This is a genomic window from Acinetobacter sp. 24-47-39 (genome assembly GCF_056783825.1).
Genome location: NZ_JBWYIP010000001.1, coordinates 36,539 through 51,298, shown reverse-complemented (window position 1 = coordinate 51,298; position 14,760 = coordinate 36,539). Strand labels below are relative to the sequence as shown.

Below are 14,760 nucleotides of genomic sequence, written 5' to 3'. Positions count from 1 at the left end.
ATGATTTTGTGACTAAAGCGGCTAAATTTAGCCGCTTTAAATTTTTGGTGTTTAAGCTGTTTAAAGTCCCAATGATTTGCGTACTGGACCAAAACTACGCCTGTGCTCTTCAACCACGCCAAACTGTGCAATAGCTTCAAAATGAGCTTTGGTCGGGTAGCCTTTATGTTTTGCAAAACCAAACTGAGGATATTTAGCATCAAGTTCTAACATTTGATGATCACGTGTCACCTTAGCCAGGATACTGGCAGCAGAAATTTCTGGATGTAATGCATCTCCTCCAACTACAGCATCACAACTCATACTCAATCCTTGGGGAATTTTATTACCATCAACCAATACATGTTGTGGTTGCACAGTCAATTGTTCAACGGCACGACGCATTGCCAACAACGAAGCATTCAATATATTGAGTTCATCAATTTCTTGATGACTCGCTTCAGCTATAGCCCAAGCTAGTGCTTTTTCTTTGATCTCTATAAATAATTTTTCACGTTTCTTTTCACTGAGTTTTTTAGAATCATTTAACCCAAGAATCGGATTGTTAGGATCCAAAATTACAGCAGCCGCAACGACCGATCCCACCAGTGGACCGCGCCCTGCTTCATCAGCACCAGCAATCATCATCATTTTCCTAATTTATCCTTAAAAAAATAGGCCGATCAAAATCAGCCTATTCATATATCTTTAAAATTAACGTACAGCTTCAGCTACACATTCATTAATAGTTTTAGTCACGATATTGCTGACGATTGTTGCACGTGCTGTTGGATCAATTGCTGCTGTAGCCAAATCAACCGTAGTTACGCTTTGCGGAGCTTTTTCACTTACACATCCACAAATTTCACCTTGGATATTTTCTTTCTGCTCTGCAGTCATTAATTTCGTTGCAGTTTTCCAAGCAGAAATATTGTTCAATTCAGTTGTGCATTTTGCATTGATCGCAATTTTAAGTGCAGCCGAACCTAACTGTTGAGTGGTATTTGCTGCAGGTGATGATGTCCCTGTTGTACCTGTAGCACAAGCTCCGAGCACCAATGTCATTGGTGCGAGTAAAGCGATTAATTTTTTCACAGTATTGTCCTTATGATCTTACGAATTGAGCTATTTTGCCTAATGTAACATCATGAAGAAATAGATTTTTTGTATTTCCCGACTATATGTTCAGTTATAAATCGCATTCCGTTGCATATTTTCAACACTGTGTCCCATTTCAATACTTATAAATCATTTATGCTTAAATTATTATGTACGAAATTCAATCATAAGTTTATATCATGAATAATAAATCCAAATATTACACACGTACAGCTCAATTCTTGCATTGGGTCATGGCGATTATTTTTATCACGGCATGGGCGATCGGCTTTTATAGCGGCAATTTTTTAAGTTATGAAGTAGATGGTAGCTTCAAAGGTGACGTCATCACGCTTCACAAAAATATTGCAACCACCATTATTTTTCTGGTCGTGGTTCGTATCTTTTGGCGCTACACTCATCCTGCACCCGAGTTACCAGAGACAATGTCTCCCCTCATGAAAAGACTTGCACATTTAGGGCATCTTGGACTTTATTTTATGCTTCTGGCTTTACCAATTACGGGTTGCTTATGGAGTTGGAGTCTCGGCTACCCTGCACCAGTATTATTCTTATTTGATCTACCTGCTTTAATAGGTGAGAATCCTCAAGTAACTGAAATTGTAAAACCACTACATATTTGGATTTCTTGGGCTGCAGGTTTACTTTTACTCGGACATATTGCTGCGGCATTAAAGCATCACTTTATAGATAAAGATCATGTCTTAGACAGCATGACCAAACAACCTAAAGATTGATTGAGTACGGCTCTAAATTTCTGAGTTAGATTTAGAGCTAATCACACATGCTTTTAGGCTATTCAACATGGCTTTTCGAATGACTTCTTGCTTGATATCTTCGTTAACTGTTGCTTTGGCAAGTTCCTGAGCCGGAATATCTTTTAAAGCATGATTTGATACACAATCACAGGTTTCTAATTTTAATTTCTTTTTGTTTTCTTCATTCATTAAATATGTCGTTATTTTCCATATTTTTGAATGGTCGACTTCACGCTCACATTGATACTGGATGACAGGCTTTAATATACGCTGTGTCAATGTCGTATTTGCATTCGCGATAACTACGGGCAACATTATCAGACTCAGGCAAAACAAAGACTTCAATTTCAACATCACATTCGGCTCTATTGTTTAAAGCATATTAAACCAAAGGTGGGATTTTGCCCCCACCTTCCAGTATTTTACATAAACAAGTTTAACTGTTTTAAATTGCGAGAATTTTATCTTTCCACTTTTGTTTTTGCACATCGGAAATAAACGATGCTTCAAATGAATTTATAGCGAGTTGCTTTAATTCATGATTTGTTAAATCTAAGGCCTCAGCAATCGCAATAAAGTTATCATTCATATACCCACCGAAATAAGATGGATCATCTGAATTGACGGTTACATGCACACCCTGCTGTAACAAACGGCGAATATTATGATCTGCCATATCATCTACAACACAAAGCTTTAAATTTGATAATGGACAAACCGTTAAAGGCATTTTTACAGCAATCAAACGCGCCAACAACTTTGGATCTTCTTCAGAGCGTACGCCGTGATCAATACGATTCACTTTAAGTACATCCAAAGCTTCCCAAACATATTCTGCTGGACCTTCTTCACCTGCATGAGCAACAACCAAAAATCCTTCATCACGTGCTTTTGTGAATACCCTTTCAAATTTAGAAGGTGGATGCCCAACTTCACTTGAATCTAACCCTACCCCAATAATTTGGTCTTTGTAAGGTAAAGCTTGTTCAAGTGTTTCAAATGCTGCCTCTTCACTCAAATGACGTAAGAAACACATAATCAAATGCGTTGTGATGCCTAATTTTACCTCAGCATCGTGGCAAGCTCGTTTTAAGCCTTTAATTACCGTTTCAAATGACACACCACGATCCGTATGGGTTTGCGGATCAAAAAACATTTCAGTATGAACCACTCGATCTTCTGCACATTTTTCAAAATATGCCCATGCAAGATCATAAAAATCTTGCTCATTGATCAATACATTCGCACCTGCATAGTAAATATCTAGAAATGATTGCAGATTGTGAAAATTATAAGCCTGTTTGACTTCTTCAACTGATTGATATGGGATTGCAATTTCATTGCGCTGAGCAATGGCAAACATCAACTCAGGTTCAAATGTCCCTTCAATATGGACATGAAGCTCAGCTTTAGGTAAAGCTTTAATTAACTCAACACGGTTCATTGCTACTCCTCATGAAACCAAAAAATAAAAAGGGTGCAAACTGAGTTTACACCCTTTTAAAAACTGTTAAAAATTAGCCGCCAAACATTGCAAATTTTAGCGCCCATAATACTGCGATAATCCATACCATATATGGTACTGTAGATGCTTTACCTGTAAGTAACTTCACCAATGCATAACTGATAAAGCCCATGGCAATACCATCAGCGATTGAGTAAGTGAACGGCATAAACACGATCGTTAAGAAAGCAGGAACCGCTTCAGTAATATCATCCCAATCAATATGCGTAATTCCCTGAATCATCAATACCCCTACAAAGAGTAAGGCTGGTGCAGTTGCAAACCCAGGAACAGATTGAGCTAACGGTGCTAAGAACAAACAAGCAATAAAAAGTAAGCCAACTATTACCGCTGTAAGACCTGTACGCCCCCCTGCTGCTACACCCGCAGAAGACTCAATATATGGTGTCGTTGATGATGTACCTAATGCAGCACCAGCAACAATCGCTGAAGAGTCTGCAAACAGAGCTTTCTTTAAGCGTGGCAATTTACCATCTTTGAGTAAACCAGCACGATGTGAAACACCAACCAGCGTTCCTGTTGAATCAAATAGATCAACTAAGAAGAACACAAAAATTACACCGATTAAACTTGCGGTAAATAAGCCTTCAAAATCCATTTGCATGAATGTTGGTGCAATTGAAGGAATTTGACCAACCACACCTTTAAATTCACTCAATCCTAGGAATGTTGAGATTGCAGTCAACACTAAAATACTAATGATAATCGCACCACGTATTTTAAAGTGATGCATAACAACAACCATCAAAAAACCGAATAAGGCTAAGAGAACGGTTGGTTGTTTTAAATCACCTAAACCCACTAGAGTCGCAGGATTATCCACAATGATGCCAGCATTTTTCAAAGCGATTAATGCTAGGAATAAACCAATACCACCACCAATAGCCAATTTTAAAGACATTGGAATGGCATTCACGATAGCTTCACGAATTTTAAACATACTGATCGCGATGAAGACCAGACCAGACACAAATACCGCAGCTAAAGCGGTTTGCCAAGGCACACCCATTCCTAAACATACCGAATAGGTGAAATATGCATTTAAGCCCATACCCGGAGCCAATGCGATTGGGTAATTGGCAATAATACCCATGACAAAACAACCAATTGCTGCTGCCAAACATGTCGCAACAAATACCGCACCATGATCCATTCCTGTTTCAGACAGAATCATTGGATTGACAATGATGATGTAGCACATTGTCAGGAATGTCGTCATCCCTGCAATCATTTCAGTTCGAAAAGTTGTTTTGTTTTCGCTTAGTTTAAATAAGCGTTCAAGCAAACCCGCTGAAGAATTTGGATTTGTCATTGTCGAGCCCCTGCTTAAGATCGAGCGAGTCGTAAAAATTATTTAGATCATTTATTCAATGATTCATTGGCAAATGTAGCTCAGATGACGCATTCAATAAACGTACCAAAATGACATTTCCGATAAATTGAAGCACAATTAAAAAAGCTGCAATAAAGCAGCTTTGATATGATGATCTATCAATTGAACAGTCGCTAGACAATTCGATCTATCGGGATATATTTTTAATTATAACATAGACTGAATTTGAAGGGCTGAATACACAGTCATAGGTTATAAAGCGCAAAAATTTAATCTTTATTTAAATTATGTTAAAAAATATAAATTTAAATATACCCCTTAAAAAATAACTGATGATTTTTAGATCATTTAATTTTAAATGGTAAATAGATTAAGCTTGCTGACAGTGAATACTTTCTAAATTTGCATTCTCACCGATCAGCATGAACTTTATTTCATTTGGAGGTATTCCCAAATCAGGTAACCTAATCCAAAGCCTAGACAGGAATACGCAGTAATAATAAAGAAAACGAAACTTGCTTTATTCTTTTTTTTCAAGAAATTCATAATGTTCGCCTTAAGTTAACTCGTCATGCACTATGATAATGCATTTAGCAAATAATACTAGTGAAATAGAATTATTTTCCTTAAATATCAATAAATTACTATTTTTAATAAATACTATCAGTACTTTTCATAACCACTTCATTTTATTATAAAAAAATTGAATATCCCACCTAAATGCATCAATTTTCAGATCTTTAAAATAAAAAGGCCACTCTTCATAGTGGCCTTTCATTCGATCAGTTTTGTTGAGAAACAAAACGTGCTCTGGCAGCATGAAGCTTCTTATAGCTCTCAATAAGTTTTAAATGACGATCGAGGCCTTCGAGTTGCATATTGGTTGGCGTTAATCCATAAAAACGTACATCACCTTCGATTGAGCCTATTGCAGCATCGACTCTCTCATCACCAAACATACGTCTAAAATTTGGTTCGTAGTCTTCAATTTCCATCTCTTCATCTAACAATACTTCTAATACAACATCCATGCATTGATAGAATAAACCGCGTTCTACAGTATTGGTGTTGTATTGTAAGAACTGTTCTACTTGGTCTTTCGCTTCTTCGAAATTTTCCAAAGCTAAGTTAATTAATAGTTTTAATTCAAGAATAGTTAACTGACCCCACACCGTATTATCGTCAAATTCAACACCAATCAAGGTAATAATATCGGTATAGTCATCCACTTCAACTTCTTCAAGTTTCTCAAGCAAAGCTTCGAGCTGTTCATTATCCAAACGATGTAAATTAAGAATATCTTCTCTAAAGGCTAAAGCTTTATTGGTATTGTCCCAAACCAGATCCTCAACCAAATACACCTCAGAATATCCTGGCACCAGAATTCGGCATGCAGTTGCACCTAAATGTTGGTATACAGCCATGTAAACTTCTTTACCCATCTCTTTTAGGATATTGAACATCTTTTCAGCTTCTTCAGCGTTTGTATTTTCACCTTGACTGGTGAAATCCCACTCTACGAAATCATAATCAGATTTCGAACTGAAGAATCTCCAAGATACAACGCCCGATGAATCAATAAAGTGTTCCACAAAGTTATTTGGTTCTGTCAGTGCATGGCTATTGAAAGTAGGACGTGGTAAGTCATTTAAACCTTCAAAACTACGACCTTGTAAAAGTTCGGTAAGGCTGCGTTCCAATGCAACTTCAAAGTTTGGATGAGCCCCGAATGATGCAAAAACACCACCCGTTCTTGGATTCATTAATGTCACGCACATGACTGGGAATTTCCCACCTAATGAAGCATCTTTGACCAGCACTGGAAAACCTTGCTCCTCAAGTCCCTTAATACCCTCAACTATTTTTGGGTACTTTGCTAGAACATGTTCAGGTACATCTGGCAGGGTAATTTCACCCTCTAAAATTTCGCGCTTCACCGCACGCTCAAATATTTCAGATAAACATTGTACTTGTGCTTCAGCCAAGGTATTTCCTGCGCTCATACCATTTGACAGATACAAATTTTCGATCAAATTTGAAGGGAAATATACAATCTCACCGTCTGACTGGCGCACAAATGGTAACGAACAGATACCTCTCTCAATATTGCCAGAATTTGTGTCGTACAGATGTGTGCCTAATAACTCATCTTCGGGATCGTAAATTTCAAGTGTATATTCATCTAAAATTTCTGATGGCAATTCACCATTTGGACCTGGTTGGAACCACTTTTCATCTGGGTAATGCACAAATTCAGCATTTGCGATTTCTTCACCCCAAAATTGGTCGTTATAGAAGAAATTACAATTCAAACGTTCAATAAACTCGCCTAATGCAGATGCTAAGGCACTCTCTTTCGTTGAACCTTTACCATTGGTAAAACACATTGGCGCTTGTGCATCGCGAATATGTAAAGACCATACGTTTGGCACTATATTCCGCCAAGACGCAATTTCAATCTTCATCCCTAAGCCCGCCAAAATTGCAGACATGTTGGCAATCGTTTCTTCAAGCGGCAAATCTTTGCCCGGAATAACAGTCACATTTTCCTTGGCAATATTTGGCATAAGTAAAGCTTGAGCATCCGCATCAATGCTTTCAACTTCCTCAATAACAAATTCTGGACCTGTTTGAATCACTTTTTTTACAGTGCAACGGTCGATTGAACGTAAAATACCTTGTCGATCCTTATCAGAGATATCTGAGGGTAATTCGACTTGAATTTTAAAAATTTGTTTATAACGGTTTTCTGGATCAACAATATTATTTTGGGATAATCGAATATTTTCTGTAGGAATATCTCGTGCAGCACAATACACCTTTACAAAATAAGCTGCACATAATGCTGAAGACGCAAGAAAATAGTCAAATGGGCCTGGCGCAGATCCATCACCTTTATAACGAATAGGTTGATCGGCAATAACCGTGAAATCATCGAACTTTGCTTCCTGTCGAAGATTGTCGAGATAATTGACTTTGATTTCCATGCGGGCACCTACAGAACTTATCCAAACAGCTAGATAAGTTAAAAATAAATTAAAACGCATTGTAATCAGAAATGCTTGCAAATTGAATGAAAGTTTTTTAAATCCTCCCCTTAAGCTCTCTCTAATTGGGCGTAATCAGTATTTTATTTACAAAAATTTTAACAAAAAAAAGCTGGTACCGTAGTACCAGCTTTTTTAATCCGCCAAACTGAAATTCAGTTCAACTTAAGTGTTATTAGATGCTTGCAATAGCAGCATTTAAAGTTGCACTTGGACGCATAACTGCATTTACTTTCTCTGGATCGATTGCGTAGTAACCACCGATATCAACAGATTTACCTTGAACCTCTGCAAGTTCAGCAACGATCTTCTCTTCATTTTCAGCTAAAGTCTTCGCTAAAGTAGAGAATGTCGCTTTTAATTCAGCATCTTCGTCTTGAGCTGCTAATTCTTCAGCCCAGAACTTCGCTAAATAGAAATGGCTACCACGGTTGTCTAACTCACCTGTACGACGTGATGGAGATTTGTCGTTGTCAAGTAATTTACCAGTTGCAGCATCCAATGTTTTCGCAAGTAGTTTAGCTTTAGGGTTGTTTTCTTTAATACCAAGCTCTTCAAGTGAAACAGCGAGTGCAAGGAACTCACCTAAAGAATCCCAACGTAAGTGGTTTTCTTCAACAAGTTGTTGTACGTGTTTAGGTGCTGAACCACCTGCACCAGTTTCGTACATACCACCACCCGCCATTAAAGGCACGATAGACAGCATTTTCGCAGAAGTACCAAGCTCCATAATTGGGAACAAGTCAGTGAGGTAGTCACGTAGAATGTTACCCGTTACAGAGATTGTATCTAGACCACGAGCAACACGTTCAAGTGTGTAACGCATTGCACGTACTTGAGACATGATTTGGATGTCTAGACCATCTGTATCGTGATCTTTTAAGTATTTTTGAACTTTCTTGATCAATTCGTTTTCGTGTGGACGGTATGGATCTAACCAGAAGATTGCTGGCATACCAGAGTTACGTGCACGTGTAACAGCCAATTTCACCCAGTCGCGGATCGGTGCATCTTTCACCTGACACATACGCCAGATATCACCTTCTTCCACGTTTTGAGACATTAACACTTCGCCAGTTTCGATATCTGTGATGTTAGCTACACCAGCTTGCGCGATTTCGAATGTTTTGTCGTGTGAACCGTATTCTTCAGCTTTTTGAGCCATTAGACCAACGTTAGGTACAGTACCCATTGTGCGTGGGTCGAAGTTACCATTCCACTTACAGAAGTTGATCATTTCTTGGTAAATACGCGCAAATGTAGATTCAGGCATTACTGCTTTACAGTCGTAAGGCTTACCGTCAGCACCCCACATTTTACCACCACCACGGATCATTGCAGGCATAGAAGCATCTACGATCACGTCGTTTGGAGAATGGAAATTAGTGATACCTTTTGCTGAATCCACCATTGCTAAAGCAGGACGGTGTTCTTGACATGCGTGTAGATCTTCGATGATCTCTTCACGTAAAGAAGTCGGTAAAGTTTCGATCTTCTCATAAAGACCAGCCATACCGTTGTTTACGTTAATACCTAGTTCGTCGAACAGTTTACCGTGTTTTTCGAACGCTTCTTTGTAATAAATCTTCACACAGTGACCGAATACGATCGGGTGTGAAACTTTCATCATGGTTGCTTTAACGTGTAAAGAGAACAAGATGCCCGCTTCTTTACAATCATCTAATTCTTTTTCATAGAAGTCGCAAAGTGCTCTCTTGCTCATGAACATAGAATCGATGATTTCGCCGTCTTGCAGTGCAACTTTGTCTTTAAGAACGATGGTTTCACCAGAATTGGTGATCAGTTCCATTTTCACATTGCGAGGACGATCTAAAGTCATAGACTTTTCGCCGTGATAGAAGTCACCTTCATCCATGTGAGAAACGTGAGTTTGTGACCACTGTTTCCACTCACCCATAGAATGTGGGTGTTTTTTCGCATAGTTTTTAACAGCAGCAGGCGCACGACGGTCAGAGTTCCCTTCACGCAATACTGGGTTTACTGCTGAACCTAAGCATTTACCAAAACGTGCTTTGAGTGCTTTTTCTTCTTCAGTCGTAGGATTCTCAGGATAATCTGGAATTGCATAGCCTTTTGATTGAAGCTCTTTGATACATGCAGTCAACTGAGCTACAGATGCACTGATGTTTGGAAGTTTGATGATGTTTGTGTCTGGATCTTGTGTAAGACGACCTAATTCTGCAAGATTGTCTGATACTTTCTGCTCTTCGCTAAGGTATTCAGAGAATTCAGCGAGCACGCGTGCTGCAACTGAGATGTCAGTTTTTACAATCTCAACACCAGCAGGCTTAGTAAAGGTCTCAATGATCGGCAGTAGTGAGTAAGTCGCCAGTAATGGCGCCTCGTCGGTCAGTGTGTAGATGATAGTTGACTTTCCACCAGCCATATATAGCCCCTTGCTTTGGATTGAGTTACAGAGCACCGAACTTTTGGTCCAGTCTCTTAGAACCGATTTGCTTAAATTAAAACGTTGAGAGTATCGTTCTTCGTCGCATTTCAGTCAATGAAATAAGCTTTTAGTACGCTATTTTGATGAAATAACATACAAAATAGTATCCATCTTTAGTTTGATAATACTGTATGAATTTCATTACTTCTGAATGAAAAGTGAAGAACTGGTAATGAACGTTGATCTCAACTTCCCTGTAATATGAACATTATACGTGTCTCATATTTAAACAGGATGGCAAAAGCGTACATTTCGGGCGTTATTGTAAGTGTTAATGTACGGGTATATTAATAAATTACGGAAATACCCAATATTTAGATTAAAGCATTTTGGGTATTTATACTTAAAATATATAATTTAATATCAAATTTAGAGATTTTTTAAACGCAATTTTTCTTGATAGAGCAAGTGATAACGAATACTTTACTTTTAAAAAAAGAAGTAATGTCTTGATTACGAAAAAAGGGCTTAAGTAAAATACTTAAGCCCTTTTTTTAAATCTTGGTAGGTATATCCAGACTCGAACTGGAGACCTCTACGATGTCAACGTAGCGCTCTAACCAACTGAGCTATACACCTAGAATGCTTCGCATCTTATGCAAAAATCACTTGGCTGACAAGCCTTTTTCATATTTAACCAAAAGAAATGAACAAGTTTTAATCATTGACTTAAAATTTGCGAACTCTTGTTTGGAAATACTCGATTGTGAATAACTTAAGTGCTCGTACAGAATGATAATTTCGAGGAAAACAGCTCTATCATTTTGACTTAAAGGTGATGAAATTCTTTCCAACCATTGTCGAACCGTTTCGTAAGAATAACGGCGATTGTGAAGTCCTAATTTTTTATTAAAAATATGAAGTACCCAATCGATTTGTGAATAGTGTTTTCTTTTTTTTCTCAACATCCATAGTGCATAACATCCTAATATGATCAGTGAGCCTGCAAGGATAATCACAAACACTGAAGCAACTGAATGAATTCCGAATTTTGTCATCCAATTCTGTTGTTGATCAGCGTTATATCCAACAATTTTACTTTGCCATTGATAACTTGCGTAATCACTCCATACACGAATTTTTGTCAAAAAAGGATATTTTGCAACTGACCAATTTGTATTCTCAGAGTAGAGTGTTTGATTATTTTGAATTAAATTTTGCATTCCCTGATCAATACGTTCAGGAGCAATCATTGCAGTGGGATCAATCCTCTGCCATTGACCTCCAAAATATACTTCAGTCCAAGCATGTGCATCTAACTGCCTCACTTCCCAACTTTTCTGGTCTGGCGCAAATTGACCTCCTTGATAACCAGTCACGACTCGGGCTGGAATACCGACATAACGCATCAACATGACAAAACTAGAAGCAAAATGCTCACAAAATCCTTGTCGTGAATTAAACAGAAATGCATCTATCCGATCACCACTCAAAACACCGGGAGATAAAGAATACTGAAAGCTATTTTGCTTAAACCAGTCTAAAACTTGCTGGATATAACGCTCTGGCTGCTCTCCACTTTTAATAAATAAGTCCCACGCTAAACTTTGACTTTTGATATCACGCTGATGGAGATACTGGGTGTAATACTGAATTTGAAACTGACTAAGTTCATGATTTATTTTCGTCCCACGCCCTAACCAAACTAAGTTTATAGGTTGAGCCGTTTGAATAGGTCGTTGAGCTGAAATACCACCGTCATAACGGAGATAATAATTTCGTTGTCGAGGTACAGATTGCTCTAATCCCATAATCCAATCTACAGAAGGATCTTTAGCCAAATACTGATATTCAACTTTTTGATTTAAAATAGAAAGTTGATAAGAGTTTAACTCGTTTAACCCTCTATTAAATCCATGACTCGTCCATTTTTGACCATCATATTGATCTAAGACCAAAGCTCGCCAATACATTTCTGAACGCGTCGGTAATTTTGTCATATCACCAATAATACGAAATGCCAATTCATTTGACTGAGACAGCTCAGCAATGTCACCTGGGGACATAGAGTCACTGATTCCTGTCATTCCCTTATTTTGTTGAATCGGGATATGCCAAAGCGGAGGTAATCGTGGGAAAAAAATAAAGAGCAATATAAAAAAAGGAATTGCCAATCCGATGAATTTACCGACATGAATGATATCGTGCTTTAAGCCATTTTTAGTTTCAGGAGTGGACAGAAACTCCGCGGTTTGAATTCTATAAAGTCCTACAAAACAGCTCACTAAGCACAGCACTACTCCCAAAGCAACATACAACGTTTGACTGTATAAAAACGTACTTGCCGCCACGAATAAGGCAAAATTAAAAACGATGATCAAATCACGTTTTTTTTGAGTTTCTAATGCTTTTGCAAATAGAAAAGTTGTCAGCGATGCTACCCCAGCCTCAACACCAACAAAGGTATGGTAATGCAGATAAATCGCGCCAAGTGCAATTGCTGTAAAACTAAATTTTATTGCTTTGGAGACATTTTTTTTACTTTTTTGAATATGCCATAAATATATAAGCTCAATACAGAGCACCAAAATTAAAGCATAAGGCAGATAAATAATCTGGATAAATAAAATGAGTGCCAAACTCAATAGCATGGATTGTGAAACTTTAGGATGTACCATATATCTAAACCTATTTTCTATTTCACACTTTATGCCTGAGCAAGCAGAATTTTAGCCTGCTTGATATGCTCAGCTCCAAATCCTTGATTCAATTCGGCACGAGGTAACACCACCTTAAAAGGAATTTGTAATTGCTCACATTGCTCCACCACACCCATCATATATTTAAGCTTTTCTTCATGCTCGACTGACGGCATATGATGATAATGAATATCAACACATCGATCCTGTTGATGCTCTTCAAAAACTTTAATATACAAACCTTGTCCACGAGCAGCCTGCTTCCACGATACACTTTGTAATGAGTCACCGACCTGAAAACTTCTTAATTCTTTAAACTCATCTTTTTCCTGATCCAATACAAATGCATTTGAAAAGCTTGTATTCGGATTTATTTTGGCTTGAGGCGCAATCCATGCATGTCGTCCATGAAAGATATAAGTCCAAGCTCGAACAAGACCAAATGGATACACTGAAGCAATGTGTATATCGGGATAGTTATACTGTCCTCGTTGATCAACCTGAATCTGAATAACACATTCAGACTGTTTTTGGTCAATGTGAATGTGCTGTGTCTCAGAATCGATGGAAACCGATAAATAACGTGAATATGAATAAGGTTGATTCAAGTAGATTTTAAATAAAATCGAGTGCCCTACCTGTCCGACTTCATCAGTAATGATGTCTATCTCAAGACCATGTAGTTGTTTAAAGGTGATATAAAAACTAATGCATAAGATCGCACTAATTAAAAAGCAGAAACCTAATATCAAATTATTGGCATAGTTAATACCCGCAATAAATGTGATCAAAATCAACACAAGATATAAGAAACCTTGCTGATAAATAAAAATCAAAATATCGCGTTGACCAATTTTTTTACTCTGCTCAAACCCAAATCTTTTTTTTAACCATTGCTTCCAGATACTGGTCACCTGCATGCCCTCAAATCAATTTAACCTGATTCATTAGGGAGACCGTCTCATCCTCACTCAAGTTTAATCGATGAGCGCATACTGCTGAAAATACAGCTTTTACATCATCAGGAATGACAAAGGCTCTGGCATGCACGATCGCTCTCGCTTGTGATGCTCGTTTTAAAGCCAATAATCCACGCGTCGATAAACCAGGCGCACTTTTTCGTGTTACCGCAGCCAAATCCAATAAATAGTCTTGAATTGCATCACTTAAATGGACTTGATGAGTCAAGGATTGCAATCTTAGTATTTCAGTCTCATTAAATACATGGATCAACTGTGCGATTAATTTGGCACGTGATTCTTGTTGAAGAAGTATTTTTTCTGCATGGCGAGATGGATAACCAAGAGATAATCGCATGAGGAATCTGTCTAACTGAGACTCTGGTAGTGCATAAGTCCCGCTTTGAAAGAGTGGATTCTGAGTCGCTATCACCCAAAAAGGCTGAGGTAAAGCATATCGCTGTCCATCAATCGTGGCGTAGCCCTCTTCCATCGCTTCTAGCAATGCACTCTGTGTCTTTGGACTACAGCGATTAATTTCATCTGCCAAAAGCACTTGGGTAAAGATAGGTCCGTACTTAAATTCAAACTGATGCTCTTTTTGATTAAAAACATTCACGCCAATTACATCACTGGCGAGCATATCATTGGTAAATTGGATTCTTTGAAATGATAAACCTGATAATGATGCCAAACTACTGGCCAATGTGGTCTTACCCAATCCAGGTAAGTCTTCAAATAAAATATGACCACCTGCAATTAAACTACATAAAGCCAATTCAGTTTGCGTATTTTTATCCAAAACAATTTGATTGATTTGTTCTAGAAATAATGAAATTTTGGGAGTAAATGATTGAATCTGAGATTCTAACTCAGGCTGTATAATATCTTTTGATTGAACACTCTGCTTCATTCCCCAAATCATCATTTA

12 protein-coding genes and 1 tRNA gene are annotated in these 14,760 nt (G+C 37.9%); 1 reads left to right on the top strand and 12 read right to left on the bottom strand.

What is annotated here, in order from left to right:
• Nucleotides 1–60: 60 nt before the first annotated feature.
• Entirely contained in the window at nt 61–627 is a 567-nt protein-coding gene (gene rnhB / locus AC1M9C_RS00235; protein ID WP_035265924.1) for a ribonuclease HII, read from the bottom strand.
• A gap of 66 nt (nt 628–693) precedes the next feature.
• A complete protein-coding gene (locus AC1M9C_RS00230; RefSeq protein WP_180027580.1) occupies nt 694–1,074 on the bottom strand; it encodes a hypothetical protein in 381 nt (126 codons plus the stop codon).
• 203 nt (nt 1,075–1,277) lie between these two features.
• Here AC1M9C_RS00230 and AC1M9C_RS00225 point away from each other — a divergent pair, with 203 nt between their 5' ends.
• Nucleotides 1,278–1,835, top strand: coding sequence for a cytochrome b (locus AC1M9C_RS00225; protein WP_481952988.1), 558 nt, complete (start codon nt 1,278–1,280; stop codon nt 1,833–1,835).
• 12 nt (nt 1,836–1,847) lie between these two features.
• Here the strand turns inward: AC1M9C_RS00225 and AC1M9C_RS00220 are convergent, their stop codons facing one another.
• From AC1M9C_RS00220 to AC1M9C_RS00175, 10 genes are all read right to left on the bottom strand, one after another.
• Nucleotides 1,848–2,171, bottom strand: a complete 324-nt coding sequence (locus tag AC1M9C_RS00220) for a hypothetical protein (RefSeq protein WP_228133230.1) — start codon at nt 2,169–2,171, stop codon at nt 1,848–1,850.
• A 130-nt stretch (nt 2,172–2,301) separates the two neighbouring features.
• Nucleotides 2,302–3,300: an adenosine deaminase gene (locus tag AC1M9C_RS00215; RefSeq protein WP_481952987.1), complete on the bottom strand. Its 999-nt coding sequence runs from the start codon at nt 3,298–3,300 to the stop codon at nt 2,302–2,304.
• A 73-nt stretch (nt 3,301–3,373) separates the two neighbouring features.
• Complete coding sequence (locus AC1M9C_RS00210) at nt 3,374–4,693, bottom strand: NCS2 family permease (RefSeq protein ID WP_035265860.1); 1,320 nt, start codon at nt 4,691–4,693, stop codon at nt 3,374–3,376.
• 450 nt (nt 4,694–5,143) lie between these two features.
• Entirely contained in the window at nt 5,144–5,260 is a 117-nt protein-coding gene (locus AC1M9C_RS00205; protein WP_092766106.1) for a hypothetical protein, read from the bottom strand.
• 236 nt (nt 5,261–5,496) lie between these two features.
• Entirely contained in the window at nt 5,497–7,701 is a 2,205-nt protein-coding gene (locus AC1M9C_RS00200) for an OsmC domain/YcaO domain-containing protein (RefSeq protein ID WP_481586659.1), read from the bottom strand.
• Between the two features lie 235 nt (nt 7,702–7,936).
• Nucleotides 7,937–10,168, bottom strand: a complete 2,232-nt coding sequence (locus AC1M9C_RS00195) for an NADP-dependent isocitrate dehydrogenase (RefSeq protein WP_481952986.1) — start codon at nt 10,166–10,168, stop codon at nt 7,937–7,939.
• A gap of 565 nt (nt 10,169–10,733) precedes the next feature.
• A tRNA-Val gene (locus tag AC1M9C_RS00190) sits at nt 10,734–10,810 on the bottom strand.
• A 26-nt stretch (nt 10,811–10,836) separates the two neighbouring features.
• The gene (locus tag AC1M9C_RS00185; RefSeq protein ID WP_481952985.1) at nt 10,837–12,849 is read right to left on the bottom strand and encodes a transglutaminase TgpA family protein; all 2,013 of its coding nucleotides are present in this window, start codon (nt 12,847–12,849) and stop codon (nt 10,837–10,839) included.
• A gap of 29 nt (nt 12,850–12,878) precedes the next feature.
• Nucleotides 12,879–13,784 (bottom strand): DUF58 domain-containing protein, encoded by a 906-nt coding sequence (locus AC1M9C_RS00180; protein WP_481952984.1) that lies wholly within the window; start codon nt 13,782–13,784, stop codon nt 12,879–12,881.
• Nucleotides 13,785–13,794: 10 nt separating this feature from the next.
• Nucleotides 13,795–14,754: an AAA family ATPase gene (locus AC1M9C_RS00175; protein WP_481953182.1), complete on the bottom strand. Its 960-nt coding sequence runs from the start codon at nt 14,752–14,754 to the stop codon at nt 13,795–13,797.
• Between the last annotated feature and the right edge of the window lie 6 nt (nt 14,755–14,760).

What these genes read in the sequence shown, in the direction of transcription:
- rnhB (WP_035265924.1), bottom strand. Translation starts at nt 627, where the DNA reads ATGATGATTGCTGGTGCTGATGAAGCAGGGCGCGGTCCACTGGTGGGA.
- AC1M9C_RS00225 (WP_481952988.1), top strand. Translation starts at nt 1,278, where the DNA reads ATGAATAATAAATCCAAATATTACACACGTACAGCTCAATTCTTGCAT.
- AC1M9C_RS00220 (WP_228133230.1), bottom strand. Translation starts at nt 2,171, where the DNA reads ATGTTGCCCGTAGTTATCGCGAATGCAAATACGACATTGACACAGCGT.
- AC1M9C_RS00215 (WP_481952987.1), bottom strand. Translation starts at nt 3,300, where the DNA reads ATGAACCGTGTTGAGTTAATTAAAGCTTTACCTAAAGCTGAGCTTCAT.
- AC1M9C_RS00210 (WP_035265860.1), bottom strand. Translation starts at nt 4,693, where the DNA reads ATGACAAATCCAAATTCTTCAGCGGGTTTGCTTGAACGCTTATTTAAA.
- AC1M9C_RS00205 (WP_092766106.1), bottom strand. Translation starts at nt 5,260, where the DNA reads ATGAATTTCTTGAAAAAAAAGAATAAAGCAAGTTTCGTTTTCTTTATT.
- AC1M9C_RS00200 (WP_481586659.1), bottom strand. Translation starts at nt 7,701, where the DNA reads ATGGAAATCAAAGTCAATTATCTCGACAATCTTCGACAGGAAGCAAAG.
- AC1M9C_RS00195 (WP_481952986.1), bottom strand. Translation starts at nt 10,168, where the DNA reads ATGGCTGGTGGAAAGTCAACTATCATCTACACACTGACCGACGAGGCG.
- AC1M9C_RS00185 (WP_481952985.1), bottom strand. Translation starts at nt 12,849, where the DNA reads ATGGTACATCCTAAAGTTTCACAATCCATGCTATTGAGTTTGGCACTC.
- AC1M9C_RS00175 (WP_481953182.1), bottom strand. Translation starts at nt 14,754, where the DNA reads ATGATTTGGGGAATGAAGCAGAGTGTTCAATCAAAAGATATTATACAG.